Raw genomic sequence first — 21,744 nt, 5'->3', positions numbered from 1 at the left:
TCACTTCAGCTTGCTCTACTAAAATCATCTAAAATTTGTTGTGCTTGATGTGGAAACTGTGGGGCTTATTGCGATGTAGAATTAGCTTCATGAGCGCACTTGTACAACAACCAAAAGCTCAGGGCAAAAGAGGTTAAGTGCTATAAGGAATTTTAAACTATGGTAGCTAGTGGATTTTCTCCTGAAAACGTCTCTGAGTTAAGCCGAGAAGATTCGCTACGTTCAGCCAGAGAAATTATTCCTCTACTTTTAGAGTTAATCCAGCCGCAGAGCGTGGTTGATGTGGGTTGTGGTGTAGGAACTTGGCTGTCTGTTTTTAAAGAATTTGGAATTGAAGATTGCTTAGGAATAGATGGTGATTATATAGACACAAAAACTTTACAAATTTCTCCAACAGAATTTTTGCCGTTTGACCTCCAAAAACCGCTGCAAATAAATAGAAAATTCGATTTAGTTGTATCTCTGGAATTTGCTCAAAATCTCCCTATTGACTGTGCCAAGATATTTATCGATTCCCTCACAAATCTTGGATCTGTTATTCTTTTTTCGGCGGCTATACCCTCTCAAAGAGAAACAAGTAGTTTAAACGAGCAATGGCCAAATTATTGGGCGCAACACTTTCAAAAAAATGGATATTTAGTAATTGACTATCTAAGAAAAAAAATATGGAATAATGAAAATGTAGAGCCTTGCTATGCTCAAAATCTAATACTTTTTGTGGATTCTAATAGTATAGAAAAATATCCTTCCTTCTACCGAGAATTCCAAAATACAGACACCTCTCAATTGGCGATCATTCATCCGCAGATTTATTTAAAAAGCTTTTCTATAATAGAAAATAAGTTTAGAAGCATCAATTTTGACTCTTTAATTTCATTAATTCCTAAAAAGATTGTTGAACAAACTCCATCAGTAGTTCCTACTATTCGCGAAATCAGACAACAACTAGCCGATTTTTTACTTAATATACCACCAGAGAATATAGAAAATACCTACTCAAGTAGTGTGGGTAAGGTGCATAAAATGATTTTAGATAGTGGCATCAAAGGTGAACTACTAACAAATACAGAGCAGCATTTTGTAGATTTGCTGGCGGCAAACATTGCTAGAGGATTTGATGATCCAAAGGCGATCCAATATCTACTAGTGGCTATGCTCTATTGCCAGGCTTATCATTTACCATTGACGTATGATTTTACCTGTACTCCCCTTTGGTTTCTAAAAGAATATCTAAAATTTATCCTTTACTATCCGGGTTATTTTCAGGAGGTGGAAGAGGTCGATAAATACTACCGCCACATCCAAAAACTAGTAAATTATGTCAACCTTAACATTTTCAACAATCAGAACTCAGAATTATGGCATAATATTGCTTCGTTTGTGATCAAAAGTATTAATATTACATCTCTATATTTTATTACTGAAAATCTACGGGATATTTTTACAAAAAGTGCTGATATTGCAGAGTTAGTATTAAAACGTAGGGACTATAAGATTGATTATACTTTTCCTGAAAGACCTGCAAATCGAAAAAAAATTCGTCTAGGAGTGCTGAAAAATCACTTCTTCCCACATCCAGAAACTTACAATACACTTCCTGTTTTTGAGTATTTGGATAGAGATAAATTTGAAATTATTTTATATGCCATTGAAGTAAACAATCACCCTTTGGAGCAGTATTGTCAAAGCCGTGCAGATCGGTTAATTAAACTACCTAATGATACCCCTAACCAAGTGCAGACTATACGTGCTGATGATTTAGATATCTTATTTATTGCCACAACCTTCTTAATTTCATTAGTTTTGCATCGACTAGCACGTATACAGACTACCTATTTTGTTTCTCCTGTAACAACAGGAGCGCGAAATGTTGACTACTACATTTCTGGTAACTTATTAGAACCTTTGGGATCACAAGCCCACTATCGCGAGCAATTAGTAACTATTGATGGTACTGGGTTTTGTTTCAATTTCACTAGTGAACCAGATGCTCCTACAATTCAACTGAACAGAAAAATACTAGGGGTGCCAGACGAATCTGTTGTGTTCATTTCTGGTGCTAGCTTTTTTAAGATTATTCCGGAGTTAAGGGTAACTTGGGCAAAAATTATGGCAGCTGTGCCTAAAGCTGTCCTATTACTATATCCATTCAGCCCTATTTGGGATACACAGTACGCTAAACAATTCCTTTTTGGTAAACTAACTGCTTTTTTTACCAAATATGGCATCGAAAAAAACCGTCTGATTATTTTAGATATTCAAGGTCGCTCTAATGTGAAAGAATGTTTAAAACTAGGCGATATTTATCTGGATTCTTGCCCTTACTCCGGAGCAACTACAACTGTTGAGGCATTAGAGGTAGGGCTACCCACTGTTGTTATGGAAGGTAACGCTCTACGCTCTAGAACAGCAGCATCTCTGCTACGAGAACTCCAGATGCCCGATCTAATTGCTAACAGTGAAGAGGCTTACGTGCAGTTAGCGATCGCACTTGCTCAGGATGCAAATCTGCGCCAACAAAAGAGTGCCCAAATCAAGCAAAAAATGCAGCAACCCCCCAGATTTATGGATAGTCGTTCCTACTCCAAGCAAATGGAATCGCTATTTCAAGAACTTTACAGGCAGAAGTTTAACTCAGGGAAATGAGATTATAGATCCCCGACTTTTTAAAAAATTCAGGGATCTGAACACCTAAGACTTGTCAAAATCTATAGGGTGAAGTACTAGCTGACTTTAAAATATCCTACAACTTTTTCTACTTGTTTTGTTGCCTTCATTTCAATAAAAAGCCGAATAGCTTGCTCAAAATTAACTTTACTTTTTATGGGTTTTTCCATCTCTTGATAAGTTAAAGCCAAATTAAAATAAGCAATAGCTAAGTCACATTTAGCGCCTATTTTATCTAAAAGTTTAATTGCTTCTGAATGATTGGCAAGAGCTAATTCAAAAATTTTTTGCTGCCGATATATTTCTGCTAATCCGTTCAGTGTTTTTGCTTTGACTTGCATATAGTGACTTTCTTCAGCAAAGGCTAAAGCTTTTTGGAACATTTCTTGAGCTTTAGCAAAATCTCTTAAATTCACGTATGTTTGTCCTAGTATTTGAATGAAATAAGCAAATCTCCCTGTTTGTTCTACGATTTGCTCTGTAATAATATTTTGATATACTACATCTGCTAATGAGAAAGATGCCTCACGCAAACCTAAATAGGAATTGACTAATGCTAAACACACAGAAGCTTTTTCTGCCCAGCGATGGTGTTCGGTATTTTGAGCCAGGTAAATAACTTGCTGAAATAATTGAGCAGCTGCTTCTAATTCCCACAAATCAATTTTGTAAAGTCCAATACTTAAAAGAGAATCTACCTCCAGCATTCGCAAATAATATACTTTATGTTTATTTTCCTGTTTGGGAATGAGTGATTTAAGTGCTTGAGTAGAAAGATTAATTGTTTTTTCTTGGCATTCAATTGCTAGATGAATTTTGCCTGTAATCCAGTATAAATCGCCTAAAATATTATACAGTTCGCTGAGATTTTGATTATAATTAACATTGCTAATCACTTGAGTAATAGCAGCTATTAAAGGCTGAAGCCAACCCATCCGATACAATGTACTGCCCAATGGTAAAAACTGCCGCCATTGATTATCTCTACTTTTAAGTATGACTTTTCCTGCTAACTCAAACTCATTTATTTCTATGTAATGATAATAGGCTTCCAGGGCTTGCAAAGCATCTTTAAAGGTGGCAATCTGTTGTATACTAGCTGTCCAGAATTCTGCAACTTTGTGGTTGGTAGTTTCCCATTCATCGCTATGACGCAAACGAGCGATCGCTTCGGTACGAATTACCGGATGCAGCCAGTATTCGCCCTGATGACACTCCACTAAAGAGCGATTTCTCAAAGAGACTATAATTTGGCGATGTTGTGAAGCCGGGACATCCCACAGTAAATTTAATAACCCTTGAGTTGGAATTCGGGATACATCTTGATAGCGATAACAACCCAGACGGCAAAGCAGGCGATAAGCTTGAGGATCGAGGGCTTGCAGGCGATTAATTTGACTAACTGCCAAATTTTTTAAATCTGTTGCAGACAAAGGATCGGCATGATTTTCTTGCCAATAAACAGCCATATCACCGTCAAAATCCTCCTGAATTGAACCGCACAAAATCCCCATTGCTTTGGCATTACCTCCGTAGGCGCGGTGCATATTTTGCAGGGTGATTAAATCAATTGCTAATCCTCGATTGATAAAAAACTGCTGCCATGTAGTTATATCTAAACCAGGAAGACGATAGTGGGATGCATTTATACCAGGTTCACAGAGGCGATCGCGACTCGTAATTAGAGTCACAGACTGCACCCTTGCATCAGCCAAAACGCGCAATAGTTCTACATAATTGCGGTGGGGAGTAATAAATCTGCCTTGCCCATCGAGTGCAGGTTCTAGGTTATCAATCAAAATACCAATTCTGCGAGTGTGCAGTTGTCGCTTCAACCGCCCCAGCGTTACTCCAAATTCCACCCCAGGTTCTTCATCAAAATCCTGTTTCAACCACTCTTCCACCACGTGTTCCACAGCAGTGATATTTTGAGTTTCCTTCGCCATCAACAGTTCCAAGACTAAATCGAATCCCTGATGCAGATATTGTTGAGCCAGAGTGGTTTTACCTACGCCGCCTTCACCTTGGATGACGATAACTTTGATACCTTGATTTACTAAATTGTTGAGGTGGGCGATCGCTTCTGTTCGTCCCAGAAAATTGGCATTTAATGCCTCATTTGTTCCATCTGTATTTGCAAGCGAGATAGTATGAGGTGAAAATTGAGAGTTACATATCAAACTTGAAATAACAGTAGTTTTTCTGAGAATACGCTCTAAAGTGGCACGGCAATTATTTTTGTTAATCTTCTCTTTCAATACTTTAGAAAGCAGTTTCCACAACTGAGAGCCTACATCTTTAGCGTGTCCTTCTGTACAACCATAATAATTAGCAATTTCTAAATATCTTCGACCGTGCCAAACTTGCTGAAGAATAACTTTTTGCAGATCGCTCAACCGTTCTCCGGTATGAGTAGGAATTACGGTGTCTAACCATGCCAATACTGCTTCAGCGTCCATTGTATAACGACGAGAATATTTAATTGCAAGCTTGAGGGCCAGTTATTGATAGTTTACAGTTCCCATGCTGTCTTTTCGGATAAGTTTCTGTAAATCCGACTTTTTTGCCGACTTTTCCTACAAAGAGCTTAAAAGCTAAACAATTCAATCAAGCGAAGTCTCCATAGACTAAATTTAATATAGTGGACAAGTACGTAGACACGCAGTAATAAATTTTGTAGGTTGGATCAAATTAATTCGACCCAACCTACACTCTTAAAACAGGAAAGAACTTACATTACAAATATTTTCTTCGTAAACAAGAACTTATTCTTCCGATAGCCATTTACATAAATGGTAAACACCGAGTCCCAACCCAGCAGCAGCAGCCACTGGAGCAGCGGCAGCAATAACCACACCTGCTGCCATACCACCTCCAACTACACCACCAATTGCAGCTAATCCAGAAGTTATTCCAGCAGCGCTTACACCTGCAACACTTCCAGCAGCGGCAACTGTTCCAACAACTCCTGCCGTGCCAGCAATAGCACCCACTGTTGTTGCATTCCTACCGATTTCACGAGCCTGACGTTCCTCGTCAGTCAAATATTCGTCATCTTTTAATACTTGATCCATAGCCATTTTGGCAGCAACGGCTGGTGCTGCACCGATTACACCAATACCTGCTAAAGCACCACCACCAACAGCTGCACCTACTGTAGCCAAACCTGACATAATTCCAGCACCACTGGTAATTGCAACTCCTGCTGGTACAGCGGCTGCACCAGCGGCGGCAATAGCTGTTGCTGTACCCGTACTTCCTGCTGCACCTCCAGCGTAGGCTCCTGCACGCTCCACTTGCTCACTCATGTGAATGCCAGTCTTGCACCACCTAGCAAAGTGTTCACAGTTGTTACTAAATAAGTTGTAAGCATTTTCCCCTAAGCGACTTTTAGCGCGTTGAATTACAATATCTGGTGCATCACACCTGCCGTAATCTATCACCTTTAAGCTTCTTCCTGATGTAAAAGAAGTCCATGAAGTGCTAGCAATAATGCCTTTATGCTCCTCTCTCTTTGTGTAATGTATGACTGTACCATCACCACAATCGATACCATGATGGGAATAAGTACCGCAGTCAACGTAAATGTGATCACCTTTCATAACTGTGTCTCAAATGTTCTTTGTCCAAATATCTTCTTTTCAAAAAAGAAATTGGCAAAGAAGTCTTAAAAAACAGGAGAAAATTGACTTAAAAAAGTAAATTAATTCCTTAAAGCTTTCAGTGTTTTTACTCTCATCTGACGCTGCTCACAAGTTGCATGAGGTATAAGTTGGGTTGATCAACGCGAAACCCAACATGAATCGGGATGTTGGGTCTAATGTCTTCTGTCCACTTAGAATATAGTTGGCAGCATTGAGCTTGAAGGCATCCAATAGAATCTAGCACCCATCCGACATTTTTCCCGACTACCCTACTGAGTATTGCAGTAAAATTTCCTACTTCGCCCTACTGACAAACTATTCTGGGATAGCTTAAATTATTTGGCAAGGAGATAAAAATATAAGTAAAAAATTATGCTTGTTGCCCCTAGCCCAACCCCAGAAGATTTAGCAGAGCAAATAGATTTCAATCCCCATTACTTCCAGATTCAGCGCCGCATCCGTTCTTTGATAGAGCGTTATCTTGCTAACGAAAAATTGTGCGATCGCCTACTCGATTTACCAATTCAATTCCAAAATCCTCAACCACGTCCTTGGAAATCGATTGAATGGCAAACTATAAATCGTGAGCAGATTATCGGTGTAAAACCAGAAGTATTTTTGTCTATTCTTGTGGGGGCAATGGATACAGAAGCACCCATCAGAGGCTATACCCAAACTAGCCGACAATATTTGGAAAAGTTACATCCTCAGATGGCTCGTTTTGTCGGCGGAACAGTTAATGACAATGGAGAGTTAATAGAACCTGGTTTGTGGGAAAAAGAAGAACGTCAGCACACCCCGGCTTTGCTCAAGATTTATTACCAATTAACAGGTGAAAAAATTACCCCTAAGCTTCGCACTGTCAGAGGTTATCTTCCTACTAACGATACCTATGAAGACTTGTATCGCCACGGCTTACACCGTGTTGCTACCGAATACGGCGCAACCTGTCTTTATATCTGGCTGATGGCTCATTCCACAGGAGTACTTCAGGATGTTTTAGAAGAACTAGTACAGGACGAAATTAACCACATGACCAAATTTTGGGGCTTTGGGGTATGGGCTTTTCCTGATACATCTCTTGTACGGGTGGGACGAACACTGATGAAAACGCGCCATCAGAACTACAAGCGCAACAACCTATTCCGCACCTTAAAGCGTATGATGGGGACACTGAAATGGAATGATTGGTCTTTGAGCAATCAGGCAAGCCTCATTTTCACATTCATCTATGCAATGCATCGTCTGTGGATTTGGCATAGTAGTCTGACACCAGAGTATTTGCAAGAGTTATTTGGAGAGAGTTGTTAGTAGTGAAGCAATATCAACTAACAATTCTCACATCTTACACCTCGCCCCTAAAACGCCTAGAACTAAAGTTCCAGGCTTATAGTTCAAGTCAGTTTTAACTGACTGAAAATCTTACCTAGTCAGTTTCAACTGACTTTAGCTTTTAGCCAAGAAATTTATTTCTTGGCAGACAAGAGCATAGATGCAAGATATGAGAATTAACTATTAGCCATTAGCAATCCAAAATCTTATGACTTCTAAACTTTTCTCTAACTTACCCACAGATTTAGATCCGCATCGTTTACCCCAGCACGTAGCTGTAATCATGGATGGTAACGGTCGATGGGCAACTAGTAAAGGACTGCCGCGTATTGCTGGACATCGTCAAGGAGCAAAAACGCTCAAAGAACTATTGCGATGCTGTAAGGATTGGGGAATTAAAGCACTGACAGTATACGCTTTCTCTACGGAAAATTGGCGGCGTCCCATTCAAGAAGTGGATTTTCTGATGCGTTTGTTTGAACAAATGTTGAAGCGAGAGTTAGCCCAAATGCACCGAGAAGGAGTGCGGATCTCATTTATTGGGGATTTATCGATTCTACCCAAGTCTTTACAAGTGGAAATGCAGCATTCGATGACACAGACGTTGCAGAATCAGGCAATTCATTTTACCGTGGCAGTCAACTATGGCAGCCGTAATGAAATTACCAAAGCCTGTCTTCAGATAGCGGAATTGGTGGAACGAGGAGAACTCAATTCCCAAGAGGTAAATGAAAATTTAGTTGCACAATACCTTGACACAGCAGGCACTTCTGAACCAGATCTGCTGATTCGTACTAGTGGAGAGGTGCGATTGAGCAATTTTCTTTTGTGGCAACTTGCGTATACAGAGATGTACTTTACTGATATTCTCTGGCCGGATTTTGACCGTATGGCGTTTTATCAGGCTTTATTGAGCTACCAAAAACGCGATCGCCGCTTTGGTAAACTTAATACTTCCCTTTCTGCTTAGTTGCAGGATTCCTTCTGCCCTCTGCCTTTAACCACTAATACCGCTCCAGTAAAACTTTCACCTCTGCTTCTAATTCCCAATCTTTCATTGCTTCCCACTCAGCTTCACGCACAGCTAAAAAGGCTGTTGACAACTGCGAATTTAGAGCATTGAGAAGAATATTGTCTTGTTTAAGTTGAGCGATCGCTTCCCCTAAAGTTTTCGGTAAAGGCTCAATCTTTCCGGCTGTACGCTCATCCTCTGATAAATATCCAGGATCTACAGCTACTGGCTGTTCTATTTCTAAACCTTGTTGCACGCCGTCTAAGCCAGCTGCTATTACCGCACCTAAAGCTAAGTAAGGATTGGCTGTGGCATCTACGGTTTTCAATTCAAAGTGTGTAGGTTTATCAAAGGCAACAGCACTAGGTACTCTCACTGCTGCCTCGCGGTTATCTAACCCCCAACAACGGAAAGCACCACTCCAAGAATGAGGGCGAATGCGACGGTAAGAATTAATACTAGGAGTCGTCAATGCCATCAGTGCTGGTAGATGATGCAATATGCCAGCAATAAATGCTCTTGCCACTTGCGATAGACCATTGATACCTTGCGCATCAGGTAGAAGATTTTGCCCATCTCGCCACAAACTCATATGGATGTGACAACCGCTACCAGCAGCTTCCGGGAAAATTTTAGGTAAGAAAGAAGCTTTGAGATTGTAGTGTCCTGCGACAGCCCGCACTGTTTCTCTAAAGGCAATTTGTCTGTCAGCAGCGCCTAAAGCGTCGGTATATCGCATAGAAATTTCATGCTGACCGGGGCCTGATTCTGGATAATATTGCTCTACAGGAATACCTTGGGTAATCAGCGCTTCAGCAATGTCATTAATGACTTCACAATTGATATCCATCGCTTGGGTAGAGGCGAAGAGTGTAGAGTCTGCGGGTAGAATACCATCAGCAGTTTGTCGCAGCAGATAAAATTCATTCTCAAATGCTGCTTGAATTTCCAAGCCCTGACTTCTTGCCGCCTCGATCATTCGTACCAAGAAATGACGCGGACACAGCCCCCACGGCTTTCCATAAAGCATCATATTCCCCATAACACGAGCATTTTTGGGAGAATAAGGCAAAGCTGTAAGGCTAGTCCAATCAGGTACCAGGCTCACTTCACCAACTGGCCCTAGACCTGTCTGAAGGACAACACCATCATACATTACCGGGACTCCCTGTTGTCCTGCGGATATGCCAACACCATGCTCAAAGTAGTGGCGCAGCATTTCTACGTGCACAGCCTTACCACGAATAATGTTAGCGTTATCACACCAAAGAATACGAACAAACCTAGTATCAGCTTCTTTTAAAGCTTTTTTTACCTTCTTAAATAGGATATTTTCAGCCATCGCAGTTGGGGAGGGGAGGTATTGGGTACTAGTGATAGGGGACTGGGGATTGGGAAGAAGACATGGGGACACGGGGACACCCAGAAGGAGTGAGGGTATGAAAGAGGGAAGGTACGAGGGTATTTACTCTTATTCTCTCGCTCCCTCGCTCCCTCACTCTCCCCTGTTGCCCCTCTGCACCTGGTGCTTCTTTCCTAGCCCCTAGAGAGTGTTTTCAAACTCTTTGATCCCCCCAACCCCCTTAAAAAGGGGGATTTAGGGGAATCTAAAAAATTAGGAGGCTAAACGAAATAGTTTGAAAACGCGCCCTAGTCCCTTTTAACAACAAAATTGCGCGAGAACCTGAAATTTTTGACTCTTGATGGGAACTATAAATATACATCTTATGTTATGTTGAAAGCTTCTTATTACCATGCTATTTAAGCCTATAATTCATGCGGTTTCTAAAGTATCTGATAAAGTTCCCCTACGAATTGTTTTAGTTGTTCCGTTCATTCTACAAATCTTTGCAGCAGTAGGACTGACTGGATACCTTTCTCTACGAAACGGGCAAAAAGCAGTCAACGAAATGGTTGTAAACTTGCAGACTGAAGTAGGCGATCGCATCGATCAACATCTTGACAGTTATGCAGCAGCTACTCGTTATCTAACTCAAATTAATGGAGAGCAAATCGATTTAGGATTGCTGAATCCAGAAAATCCAGATCGTTTAGCTCAGTTCTTATTTAAGCAAGTCAAAACCTATAATGTTGGCTATATCCTTTACGGTTCTAAAACAGGAAACTTTATTGCTTCTGGATACTACCGCGAGTCTACAATTCCAAATCACGGCAACCCAGATATCAGTTTGGTGTTGCTTAATCGTTATGGCAATCGTGATTTGTACAACTACACAACTGATACTCAAGGCAAGCCAGTAAAATTATTTGAAATTACCAAAAATTACCAATTTCAGAAGGAAGGCTGGTATACCAAGAGCGTTGAAACTGGCAAACCAGGATGGAGCGAAATTTATCAATGGGAAACTAATAACTATCCCTTGGCACTTGCCACTAGCCGACCTATTTATGATAAGCAAGGAAATCTGATCGGTAGTATTGGTGTAGAACAGCGCCTTTCACAAATCAGTGATTTTCTACGTCAAATTAAAGTTAGCCAATCAAGTAAGATTTTCATCCTAGAACGCACTGGCTTTTTGGTGGCTAGCTCCAGCGATACTCCAGTGTTTTCAGTGGTTGATCAAAAACCACAGCGATTACAAGGCACTCAAATTAAAGATACTTTAATTCAAGCGACATCGAATTATCTGACTGAGAAATTTGGTGACCTTAAAACTATTAAAAATAGCCAGCAGCTAGATTTTATAGTGAATGGACAGCGCCAGTTTGTCCAAGTTTCTCCCTGGCAAGACGAATGGGGACTAGATTGGTTAGTTGTTGTCGCCATGCCCGAATCAGACTTCATGGGACAAATTAATGCAAACACTCTCAACACCATTTGGTTGTGTATCATTGCACTGGTACTAGCAACTGTTTTGGGCATTTATACCTCTCGCTGGATTGCTCGACCTATTTTACGGTTAAGTCGGGCTTCGGAGGCGATCGCACAAGGAGAGTTAGATCAAGAAGTTGAAACTTCAGGCGTGAAAGAACTGGGTGTGCTTGCTCAATCTTTTAACCGCATGGCACAACAGTTACGAGATTCTTTCACTGCTCTGGAAAAAACCAATCAAGAACTTGAACTGCGGGTAGAACAACGCACCGCAGAATTGAAATACGCCAAAGAAGCGGCAGACAATGCCAGTAAAGCCAAAAGCGACTTCCTCGCTAATATGAGCCATGAGTTACGCACGCCCCTAAACGGCATTCTTGGTTACGCTCAAATTCTCCTGCGCTCAGAACCAATGACTGATAAGGGGCGCAAAGGTATCAACATTATTCACCAATGCGGCTCTCACCTGTTGATGCTAATCAACGATATTCTTGACTTAGCTAAAATTGAGGCACAGAAAATGGAACTTAGTCCCAGTGATTTCCATTTTCCGTCGTTTATACAGGGTATTGCCGAAATTTGTCGGATTCGTGCCGAGCAAAAAGGAATTGCTTTCGTTTATCAACCGGATGCAGACTTGCCCACGGGTGTTCGAGGTGATGAGAAGCGTTTACGCCAAGTGATTATTAATTTATTAGGAAATGCAATCAAATTCACCGAGCAAGGTAGTGTCACGTTCAAGGTAGGCACGATAGAAAAATCACCTCAAAACTCTTACAAAATTCGCTTCCAGATTCAGGATACTGGTGTTGGCATGAAACCAGAGGAATTAGAGAAAATTTTTATGCCGTTTGAGCAAGTGGGAAATACTAAAACACAAGCCGAAGGAACTGGGCTTGGCTTGGCAATTAGTCAAAAAATTGCTTTGCTGATGGGCAGTATGCTGGAGGTGCAAAGCGAATTAGGTCAAGGCAGCACGTTCTGGTTTGATGTAGAATTGCCCGAAGCCCAAAACTGGGCACATTCCTCTAGATCTGTTCGCCAGGGCATGATCGTCGGCTATCAAGGAGTAATCCGTAAGGTGCTGGTTGTTGACGATCGCTGGGAGAACCGCTCTGTTTTAAATAGTTTACTGGAACCAATCGGTTTTGAAGTAGTAGAAGCCATCAACGGGCAAGAAGGGTTAGACAAAGCTGTGACGGAGAATCCTGACTTGATCGTTACTGATTTAGTAATGCCAAGCATGGATGGCTTTGAGATGCTTAGACATCTGCGTCAGTTATCTCAGTTCAAAGATACGCCTGTGATTGCTTCTTCCGCGAGTGTGTTTGAAGCGGATCAGTTCAAAAGTGTGGATGCAGGTGCGAATGAATTTTTACCAAAACCAATCGAGGCTGAGAGTCTACTTCAGTTGATTCAACGTTACCTCAAATTAGAGTGGGTTTATGACACCAAAACTGAACCTGTCGCTACAGCAGCCAACATTGCTGATGACATGACTTCAGAAACTATCAAAGCACCTTCAATAGAAGATTTGCAGCATCTGAATCAGTTAATCGAAATGGGAGACTTGGATGAACTTGTAGAGGCTGTTGAAAAACTTAAAGCAGCAGATCCTCAATTGGCAGCCTTTGCTCAAAAAATCTCAAACCTTGCAGAAGACTGTGAATTGAATACACTCACAACGTTTCTTCAATCTTTAGTCAACAACTTTTGACAAATTATGCATCACTCAGCGACCGGATTTATTTTAATTGTGGATGATAACTCAACTAACTTGTCTGTGCTGTCTCAAGCGCTCAAACAAGTGGGGTTAAAAATTCGTATGGCGATGGATGGAGCCAGTGCCATCAATATTGTCCAGCAGCAATCTCCTGAATTGATTTTGTTAGATGTGCAAATGCCGGGGATGGATGGTTTTGAAACTTGTACCCGTTTAAAAGCAAATCCAGCAACTCAAACCATTCCAATTATTTTTACAACGGCGCTGGCAGATACAGATAGCAAAGTAAAGGGGCTGTCGTTGGGTGCAGTAGATTACATTACCAAACCCTTTGAAGAACAAGAAGTTCTTGCTAGAGTCAATGTTCACTTACAACTGCGACATTTGACTAAAACGCTGGAGGAGAAGAACGCACAATTACAGCAAGGGAATGAAATTCTTGAACAGCGCGTAAGTGAGCGAACTGCTGAACTCTCTCAAGCCTTGCAGGAGTTACAGCGATCGCAGCTGCATTTGGTTCAAAGTGAGAAGATGTCGGCTTTGGGGCAACTAGTGGCTGGTATCGCCCATGAACTCAATAATCCAATTGGATGTCTTGTAAGCAACCTCGCGCCAGCGTTTGAGTATGTGTCCGATTTAACGCAGATAATTGAGTTTTATCAGCAGTATTTTCCCGAAGCAACACTAAAGCTAGAGCAAACGCTAGGAGAAGTTGATATTGAATTTATACTACAAGATTTGCTCAAACTACTGAAGTCTATGAAATTAAGTACAGAGAGAATTAAAGACATCTCGATTTCTCTGCGAAATTTCTCGCGTTCTGATGCCACAGCCAAAGTGCAGGTAAATGTTCATGATGGATTGGAGATTACACTAACTATTTTGGGACATCGCTTGAAAGCTGTAGGCGATCGCCCAGCAATTGAAGTGATTAAGAGCTACGGGGAATTACCTAAATTGGAGTGTTATCCAGGACTGCTCAATCAGGTGTTTATGAACATTCTGGCGAATGCGATCGATGCTTTAGAAGAGGGACTAGGGACTAGGGAGTGGGGACTAGGAAGAGCTTTTCCCGATACCCAATCACCAGTACCCAATCACCAGTACCCAACCCCACAAATTCAGATTCAAACAGCTGTGGCAGATGAGTATGTTGTAATTCGGATTGCAGATAACGGTATTGGTATACCGCCAGAAGTTCAACAGAAGATGTTTGATTACCTTTTCACAACCAAAGCGGTTGGTAAGGGCACAGGAATGGGATTATCGATTTCTCGTCAAATTGTAGAGGAAAAACACGGGGGACAACTCAGTTTTATGTCTCAAGCAGGGCAAGGAACTGAATTTGCGATCGCTTTGCCGATTCGGTGACATTCTCCCCAAAACTACTCTGAGGGATTCCTGCTTCTGGTCATCAAACTGCTTATACTTCATTTATTCCTGTTTTTTGACCTGAATCTTTACAAGAGAAAATTTTGGTGATGAAATCACAAATTCCCAACTTACCCTTGCCAGCACCCCTTGTCGGATCAGAACGCGGCACTTTCACTGAGTTTACAGTCACTCAAAGAATGCCTGGAATTGCTCGCCGAGTTATTGCTGAAAACAATTTTTCACCTAACATTAATGAAAGTTTAGAAAACCTAGCCAATGAACTGCCATCGGGTTATTTATTACCTTTGGTAAATGATACTAATATAGATTTTGCAGCTTGGGATAAATATCTAGAACCATACAAGGGGCAACGTTGGGTAGATATTCCCTGGTTCTTTGCCGAAACTTATTTTTATCGGCTCATTCTCAACATTACTAATTATTTTCTTCCCGGTGAATGGCAAGGTGTAGATCCGTTCCAATTGCAAAAATCTCAAGGTTTAAACACATCTCTAGATGCAATTATCGCTCTAGGCACTCAAGTAACAAATTGGTTAGAAGAATCCCAAAAACCTAGTCAGATTCACCAGACTGCTTTGACTGCACTAATATATTTTGCACTTTGGGGTAATCGAGTTGACTTGAGTTTGTGGTCAGCCTTTGAGGCAAATCGCAGTCGTTTTGACATCGAAAGCCAAGAAGCTCATATTTTAGTAAATGATGTGTATAAAGTAACGAAGTTATTACTTAATCATCCAGGTAAGCGAATTGATTTTATCGTCGATAATGCTGGGTTTGAACTTGTTTGCGACTTATGTTTAGTAGATTTTCTATTAGGTAGTGGTATTGCTAGTCAAGTTAAGCTGCACTTGAAACCTCACCCTACTTTTGTTTCTGATGCCATGATTAAAGATGTAAACGATACAACAGAGTTTTTAGCAACATCTGGCTATGAAAAAGTTTCAGTTGTTGGTGAAAGGTTGCAAGCATATATGACAGCAGGGCAATTAGTTCTAGGCGATGATTATTTTTGGACATCGCCTTTAGCATTTTGGGAAATACCAGATTCACTCAAAAATGAGTTAGCAAATGCAAGTTTGCTGATTATCAAAGGTGACGCAAATTATCGCAGATTGTTGGGAGATAGGCACTGGGATTATACGACTAATTTTGCAGATATAGTGTCATATTTACCTGTTCCAATAGTAGCTCTACGTACTCTCAAATCAGAAGTAGCAGCAGGCATTCCACCTGAAGTTGTTGAGCAAGTGCCAAAATCCGATCCTGATTGGTTAACGAATGGACAATGGGGTGTGGTGCAATTTGTCTAAAAAAGTAGCGATCGCCTCTGGCGATCGCTCTAATTTTAGATGCCCTATGTGTCTAATCCGCGATATGCAATATCGCCTTTCCAGGAAAACTTCTGTCGAGCAGTTTTTGTGCTACATCAGCAACTTCTGTCCAAGAAGCTTCTAAATCGATATGTGGATGCAACTTACCTGCTGCTACCAAATTCACAAGCCTTGTTAATCCAATTGCTGCTGATTCTCGTTGTAGTTCGTGAAACAATATTAAGCCGTATAAACTCGCACCACCTGTTGCAAAAAAACGTTGTGCATCGAATGTTACCTCTGCTCCCCCAGAAACACCAAGTAGCACTGTCACTCCATTTTCTGCCAACAAGCCCAAAGCCGTTCCTAAAGTCTTGCCACCTACTGATTCGACAATCAAATGATAAGGGCCGTATTCACTAGCTGGTGAGAGTTCTTCACCAATGACAACATAATCCGCTCCGGCATTTTTAACAAAAGACTCATATTCTGGAGTGCGAATATGTGCTACTACTTGGGCACCACTAAGACGTGCTAGTTGAATGGCGAAGTTACCAACACCACCAGATGCACCTGTGACTAATACGGGGCGAGCCAAAAGCAAACCACCTTTGAGTAGAGCATGGTAAGCTGTTAAACCAGCTACAGGCAAAGTAGCAGCCTGAGCAAAGGATACTGATGGTGGTAATTCTGCTAGCGAGTGGGTTGGTACTGCTACTAATTCTGCCCAAGCTCCAGAACGAAGTAAACCGACAACCCGCGTTCCTTTAGCGAACCCAGAACCATCAGCAGCAGGGGTTTCTACTGTTCCCGCCAAATCCCACCCCGGATGCCAACCAGCCTCAGCAGTGGTGGAACGCTTCACCTCACCTCGGTTGAGAGAAATTGCCGCTACCCGGATCGTTGCTTCGTTAGCAGCAGGCGTGGGTGCATCTACATCACGCAGTACTAAACGCCCCTGCACATTAGGATCGACAACGACAGCACGTATTTTACTCATATTGAAGATGTCCTCAATTATGATACCTCTTGAGACATTATGGTAAGAATTTTCCTTAGGGGGCGATCGCTTTTTTGACTAAGCCTTGAACTTGGCTAATCGTTCCAAATTGCTCAAAAATATTAGGTAGATGGACATAATTAAACGTAAAATGCTTATGTCCAGCAGACAGAAGAGGACATGGGGATACGGTGAAATCGGATGACGTTCTTGCCCCTTGTCTCCCCTTCTCCTTGTCCCAGTCTTCCCTTCTGCCCTCTGCCTTATTTATGAAAGAAATCACGCGCCGCCAATTTATTGCCACTGCCACCCTGGCAACGGGTTTCGCTCTAGCAGTGCAACCAATTTCTGCCAAAGTCATCACCACCGATGCCAAAGGATTAATCGCAGGTGAAGTGAAAATTCCTGTCAAAGATGGCAAAATTCCTGCCTATAGAGCTATGCCTGCTACAGGCAAGAATTTTCCGATTGTGTTGGTGATTCAGGAAATATTTGGTGTACATGAGCACATTCAAGATATCTGCCGTCGCTTTGCTAAACTGGGATACTTGGCGATCGCTCCGGAAATGTTTGTACGCCAGGGCGATGTTTCCAACTTAGGCAGCATAGCAGAAATTCGCCCAATAGTAGCGAAAGTCCCTGATGCTCAAGTAATGTCCGATCTCGATGCCACGGTGGCTTGGGCTGTGAAGTCTGCTCAAGGTAATGGCGATCGCTTAGGAATCACGGGTTTCTGTTGGGGTGGACGTATTACGTGGCTGTACGCCGCTCACAATCCTAAAGTTAAGGCTGGTGTAGCATGGTACGGGCGATTGGTGGGCGATACAACCAAACTGACACCAAGGCATCCTGTTGATATTGCGTCTGAGTTAAAAGTTCCTGTTCTCGGACTTTACGGTGGCAAGGATACAGGCATTCCCCTTGATACGGTAGAAAAAATGCGCGATCGCCTCAAATCAAGCAGCAGTAAATCAGAAATTGTTGTCTATCCGGATGCACCTCATGCCTTTTTTGCCGATTATCGCCCCTCCTACCGCGAAAAAGAAGCTAAAGACGGATGGAAACGCTTACAAGCATGGTTTAAGCAGCATGGTGTATGAGTAGATAAGGGAATAGAGAACGGGGGACAGGGAACAGAGAATGGGGAATATTTATGCGTATGTACTTAACAGCAACTAGACGATTTCCAATCCAAAATCCAAAATTCAAAATCCAAAATCGTATTAGGGCTGCCATTGATACTGATGCAAATTAACCCTTCCTTTAGAGCTAAATATTATTCCTTCTTGTTCAAGAAGATATCGCTGTCTATGATCTCCGCCCTGTCGCAAAGGTGAATAAGATATTTCTCCCTTAGAATTAATAACTCGATGCCACGGTATATCTGATGAGCGTTCATCAACTTGATAAAGAGCGTATCCTACTAAACGTGCCTTGCCATAAAAGTGAGCTAAATCCGCTACCTGCCCGTATGTTGCTACTCGACCTTTTGGTATCTGGCGCACGATCGCATATATATTGTCATAAGTAGACATAAGAGTCCCGCTTGACTTTTACAATTGAAAACACGCTGTTAAAGCTACTGCCAAACCATCTGCTGCGTCATCTGGACGAGGAATTTGATCTAATTTCAACTCTCGTGCCACAGCTTGTTGAACTTCGTATTTTTCTGCATTGCCATAGCCCGTTAAAGCTTGTTTAATTTGGGCGGGAGTAAATTCCACATACGGCAAATTGTGTTGCGCTAAAACTAGCATAATTACACCCCGTGCTTGAGCAACTAAGATAGTATTTCCCATACGATAGAAGAATAGTTTCTCAATCGCTACCAAGTCGGGTTGCAACTCCTCAATCAAGGTGTGTAAATCTTCGTACAAAGTACGAAGCCGTTGTCCCATTTCCGTATCTGCTGATGTACTAATAACACCGTAATCTAGCATATTTATTGAGGTATCTCGTAACTGAGCTTGATTTTGATTACAGATAATTGCTCCAAATCCTAAGGTGGCTAGCCCAGGGTCTAATCCTAAAATTTGCTTTTCCATTAACTTTCAGATCCACGCTCGCCAGGTGTTATGTTACAGGGCAGTTTGACAAGTTTAACTCGACGCTTTTGGTTTCATGAAAGTGAAAAATGTAGTAATTTCACACTTGGACATGAAACCAGGTAGTGTAAATTCTCTGTTAACCATTGTTTGTAGTACTGCTCTTTTTTAGGTATGTCAATTGGTTTTTTCAGGCAAGCCCTTAACACTTTGCAACAGCAGTCGCGCCGTCGCACTCGCTATCGAGTTAACCAGTGGTTCAAGTGGTTATCCCCAGGACTATCTGTAAAACGTTGGTTATTAATTAGCGTTGGGGGTGTATTGCTAGCGTCTCTGGGGTTGGCGATTTGGGTTAAGCTAACGCCAATTTTTTGGACTTTGGAGCTACTTAGGGATTTTTTGACAGTTATTACTAACATCTTACCCAACTATATTAGCGGGCCTCTAGTTCTGCTATTCGGACTGTTGTTGCTTCTTTGGGGACAAACCCGCACGGTAGGTTCAATTACTAAAGTACTAAGACCAGAAGGCGATGAAGAACTGGTGGATGTGTTGCTTGCACACCGTCGGTTGTACCGAGGGCCAAAAATCGTCGTCATTGGTGGTGGTACAGGACTTTCTACGTTATTAAGAGGACTAAAACGCTATAGCGCTAATATTACTGCTATTGTTACCGTTGCTGATGATGGTGGCTCTTCGGGACGTTTGCGGCGGGAATTTGGTGTTTTGCCGCCAGGAGATATTCGCAACTGTTTGGCTGCATTGGCAGATGAAGAAAAGTTATTAACAGAATTATTTCAATATCGTTTTCGTGTTGGTGATGGTTTAACAGGCCACAGTTTTGGCAACTTATTCTTAACGGCAATGAGTGAAATTACCGGGGATTTGGAGCGAGCAGTTGCTGCTAGTTCCAAAGTACTAGCAGTGCGGGGACAAGTTTTGCCAGCAACCCTTAGTGATGTTCGCCTGTGGGCGGAGCTATCCGATGGACGCCGTATAGAAGGCGAATCAAAAATTACCGAGGCAGGAGGTAATATTGTCAAAATAGGCTGTACTCCCGCTAATCCTCCGGCATTACCCGCAGCTATTAAGGTAATAAAAGAAGCTGACTATATTATCATGGGGCCTGGTAGTTTATATACAAGTGTAATTCCCAATCTGTTGGTACCAGAAATTGCTGATGCGATCGCCGCTTCTACGTCACCCCGGATCTATGTCTGCAACATCATGACTCAGCCAGGTGAAACTCAGGGATACACTGTTAGTGAACACATTCGAGCAATTGATGCAGCTTGTGGTGGCAGACGCTTATTTAATGCTGTACTGGTACATAAAAGATCTCCTTCTGCCCGCGCCCTTATTCGTTATGCTCAACAACGCTCTCATCCCGTCTTTTTAGATCGTGAAGAGGTAACCAAAATGGAACGAAGGATCGTTTTGGCTAATGTTATGCATGAAGATGAAACGGGTTGTGTACGTCACGATCCCCAACGACTAGCACGGGTTTTGTTGCGATGGTACGGTGGAGTTCATCATGGAAAATGGGGAGATTGGGGGAAAAAGGACAAGGGACAAGGAGACAAGGGGAGAATGATTAATGACCAATGACCAATGACTAATGACCAATATGAAAATTTTGCTGCCAAATACAGAGGCTACGCGATCGCTTGGTATTACTCTCGGTCAATTACTTAATGCTGGTAGTGTCATTTTACTAGAAGGTGATTTAGGTGCTGGCAAAACAACTCTGGTGCAAGGCATTGGCGAAGGTTTGGGTATTACCGAAGCGATTGTCAGTCCAACTTTCACACTCATTAACGAATATACTCAGGGACGCCTTCCCCTTTATCACCTAGATCTATACCGCTTAGAGCCCGAAGAAGTTGCAGCATTAAACTTAGAAACTTACTGGGAAGGTGTAGAGGTATATCCTGGTATTGTGGCAATTGAATGGGCAGATAGAATGCCTTACAAACCACATACTTATATAAGTTTATGTTTGAAATATGGAGATGAAGGGACTCGTCAAGCCGAAATAACACCATGTAACTGTAGCATTAGCAAAGAAATTTCGGCTTTTGGTAAACATTGACATTACTAATGTGGCTATTTTTTTACATTTAAATATTTATATCGACCACTACCACGTTCTCCATAACAATTACATTCCATTGTTATTACCCTTACCAAAATATTGTTTCGATTGTTGCCAAAATAGATAATTCAGTATTAACATCTGCAAAAATCATGAGATTTATCTAATTTTTTGACTAATATTGCAGATGATTTGAGTATCAAGAAGCGAATCCAATTAATCCCAATAATAGCAGTTTTCAGAAGCGGGAACACAAATTTAAAAGTTAGCATAATACAATTAACACTAGGGTTTCATACACTGTAATCATGGTCGTTTTGTTCTTTTGCAGTGAGTGATTCCGTATTCATTCTCTACAAACTTTAGATAAGAGATCCGGATTCTCAAACACTGAAATTTATGAATACTAGTTAAGTGTGACTATTTCATTCCAATTCTTAAATCATTTGCTAAAGTTTATTCTCAGCTTTACTAGAACACCTTATTTCTACGTCCTAGAGAAAAATCAAAGCAAACTTGTATAAAATTGAAATTTTTTTCTAATTTATTTTCATACTTAGGGTTTTCAAATTAAGTTCGCTATTCACACATGAATAATATTTTTTGTCTTATAGCGTTTCCCAAGCAAATAAAGTACACCCCACCGCGCTATCGCGCACCCTCCCTCTAGCAAGGGGAGGGTTGGGGA

Annotated in this window: 16 protein-coding genes; 9 read left to right on the top strand and 7 right to left on the bottom strand. The window is 41.6% G+C overall.

The genetic code is table 11. The annotated features are described in order from the left end of the window. The first annotated feature begins 159 nt into the window (after positions 1-159). A complete protein-coding gene (locus tag QUB80_RS15640) occupies positions 160-2,646 on the top strand; it encodes an O-linked N-acetylglucosamine transferase family protein (protein ID WP_289790435.1) in 2,487 nt (828 codons plus the stop codon). A 77-nt stretch (positions 2,647-2,723) separates the two neighbouring features. Here QUB80_RS15640 and QUB80_RS15635 read toward each other — a convergent pair whose 3' ends face one another. Together QUB80_RS15635 and QUB80_RS15630 are read right to left on the bottom strand one after the other, a co-directional pair. Further along, the gene (locus QUB80_RS15635) at positions 2,724-5,126 is read right to left on the bottom strand and encodes a helix-turn-helix domain-containing protein (protein ID WP_289790434.1); all 2,403 of its coding nucleotides are present in this window, start codon (positions 5,124-5,126) and stop codon (positions 2,724-2,726) included. A 306-nt stretch (positions 5,127-5,432) separates the two neighbouring features. Continuing rightward, positions 5,433-6,269 (bottom strand): lecithin retinol acyltransferase family protein, encoded by an 837-nt coding sequence (locus QUB80_RS15630; RefSeq protein WP_289790433.1) that lies wholly within the window; start codon positions 6,267-6,269, stop codon positions 5,433-5,435. 414 nt (positions 6,270-6,683) lie between these two features. Between QUB80_RS15630 and QUB80_RS15625 the strand changes: the two genes are divergently transcribed. Then, positions 6,684-7,622 carry a ferritin-like domain-containing protein gene (locus QUB80_RS15625; protein WP_289790432.1) on the top strand — a complete coding sequence of 313 codons (939 nt, stop codon included), beginning with the start codon at positions 6,684-6,686 and terminating at the stop codon, positions 7,620-7,622. Positions 7,623-7,851: 229 nt separating this feature from the next. After that, on the top strand, positions 7,852-8,613 hold the full coding sequence (gene uppS / locus QUB80_RS15620) for an undecaprenyl pyrophosphate synthase (RefSeq protein ID WP_289790431.1): 762 nt from the start codon (positions 7,852-7,854) through the stop codon (positions 8,611-8,613). Between the two features lie 34 nt (positions 8,614-8,647). On the opposite strand, the gene QUB80_RS15615 is transcribed toward uppS, so the two are convergent. Then, positions 8,648-9,997, bottom strand: coding sequence for a glutamine synthetase family protein (locus tag QUB80_RS15615; protein WP_289790430.1), 1,350 nt, complete (start codon positions 9,995-9,997; stop codon positions 8,648-8,650). Positions 9,998-10,409: 412 nt separating this feature from the next. Between QUB80_RS15615 and QUB80_RS15610 the strand changes: the two genes are divergently transcribed. The 3 genes from QUB80_RS15610 to QUB80_RS15600 all read left to right on the top strand — a co-directional run bounded on the left by QUB80_RS15610 (position 10,410) and on the right by QUB80_RS15600 (position 15,916). Beyond that, positions 10,410-13,205, top strand: coding sequence for a hybrid sensor histidine kinase/response regulator (locus QUB80_RS15610; RefSeq protein WP_289790429.1), 2,796 nt, complete (start codon positions 10,410-10,412; stop codon positions 13,203-13,205). Positions 13,206-13,211: 6 nt separating this feature from the next. Beyond that, the gene (locus QUB80_RS15605) at positions 13,212-14,582 is read left to right on the top strand and encodes a hybrid sensor histidine kinase/response regulator (protein WP_289790428.1); all 1,371 of its coding nucleotides are present in this window, start codon (positions 13,212-13,214) and stop codon (positions 14,580-14,582) included. A 110-nt stretch (positions 14,583-14,692) separates the two neighbouring features. Beyond that, on the top strand, positions 14,693-15,916 hold the full coding sequence (locus tag QUB80_RS15600) for a damage-control phosphatase ARMT1 family protein (RefSeq protein WP_289790427.1): 1,224 nt from the start codon (positions 14,693-14,695) through the stop codon (positions 15,914-15,916). Between the two features lie 52 nt (positions 15,917-15,968). Here the strand turns inward: QUB80_RS15600 and QUB80_RS15595 are convergent, their stop codons facing one another. Both QUB80_RS15595 and QUB80_RS15590 read right to left on the bottom strand, forming a co-directional pair. After that, on the bottom strand, positions 15,969-16,916 hold the full coding sequence (locus QUB80_RS15595) for a zinc-binding dehydrogenase (protein WP_289790426.1): 948 nt from the start codon (positions 16,914-16,916) through the stop codon (positions 15,969-15,971). A 55-nt stretch (positions 16,917-16,971) separates the two neighbouring features. Continuing rightward, positions 16,972-17,199 (bottom strand): hypothetical protein, encoded by a 228-nt coding sequence (locus tag QUB80_RS15590; protein WP_289790425.1) that lies wholly within the window; start codon positions 17,197-17,199, stop codon positions 16,972-16,974. On the opposite strand from QUB80_RS15590, the gene QUB80_RS15585 reads away from it, so the two are divergent. Beyond that, a complete protein-coding gene (locus tag QUB80_RS15585) occupies positions 17,186-18,016 on the top strand; it encodes a dienelactone hydrolase family protein (RefSeq protein WP_289790424.1) in 831 nt (276 codons plus the stop codon). The two genes, QUB80_RS15590 and QUB80_RS15585, sit on opposite strands and share 14 nt — an antisense overlap. Before the next feature lie 123 nt (positions 18,017-18,139). Here the strand turns inward: QUB80_RS15585 and QUB80_RS15580 are convergent, their stop codons facing one another. After that, the gene (locus tag QUB80_RS15580) at positions 18,140-18,451 is read right to left on the bottom strand and encodes an MGMT family protein (RefSeq protein ID WP_289790423.1); all 312 of its coding nucleotides are present in this window, start codon (positions 18,449-18,451) and stop codon (positions 18,140-18,142) included. 18 nt (positions 18,452-18,469) lie between these two features. Then, positions 18,470-18,961 (bottom strand): crossover junction endodeoxyribonuclease RuvC, encoded by a 492-nt coding sequence (gene ruvC / locus QUB80_RS15575; protein WP_289790422.1) that lies wholly within the window; start codon positions 18,959-18,961, stop codon positions 18,470-18,472. Positions 18,962-19,135: 174 nt separating this feature from the next. Between ruvC and QUB80_RS15570 the strand changes: the two genes are divergently transcribed. Together QUB80_RS15570 and tsaE are read left to right on the top strand one after the other, a co-directional pair. Beyond that, entirely contained in the window at positions 19,136-20,569 is a 1,434-nt protein-coding gene (locus QUB80_RS15570; protein ID WP_289790421.1) for a gluconeogenesis factor YvcK family protein, read from the top strand. 19 nt (positions 20,570-20,588) lie between these two features. Next, positions 20,589-21,053, top strand: coding sequence for a tRNA (adenosine(37)-N6)-threonylcarbamoyltransferase complex ATPase subunit type 1 TsaE (gene tsaE / locus QUB80_RS15565; RefSeq protein WP_289790659.1), 465 nt, complete (start codon positions 20,589-20,591; stop codon positions 21,051-21,053). Positions 21,054-21,744: the final 691 nt, after the last annotated feature.

Origin of the sequence: Chlorogloeopsis sp. ULAP01 (genome assembly GCF_030381805.1) — a bacterium.
Lineage (GTDB): Bacteria > Cyanobacteriota > Cyanobacteriia > Cyanobacteriales > Nostocaceae > Chlorogloeopsis.
The sequence above is the reverse complement of the archived record's forward strand: the minus strand, read 5'-3'. Positions and strand labels throughout refer to the sequence as shown.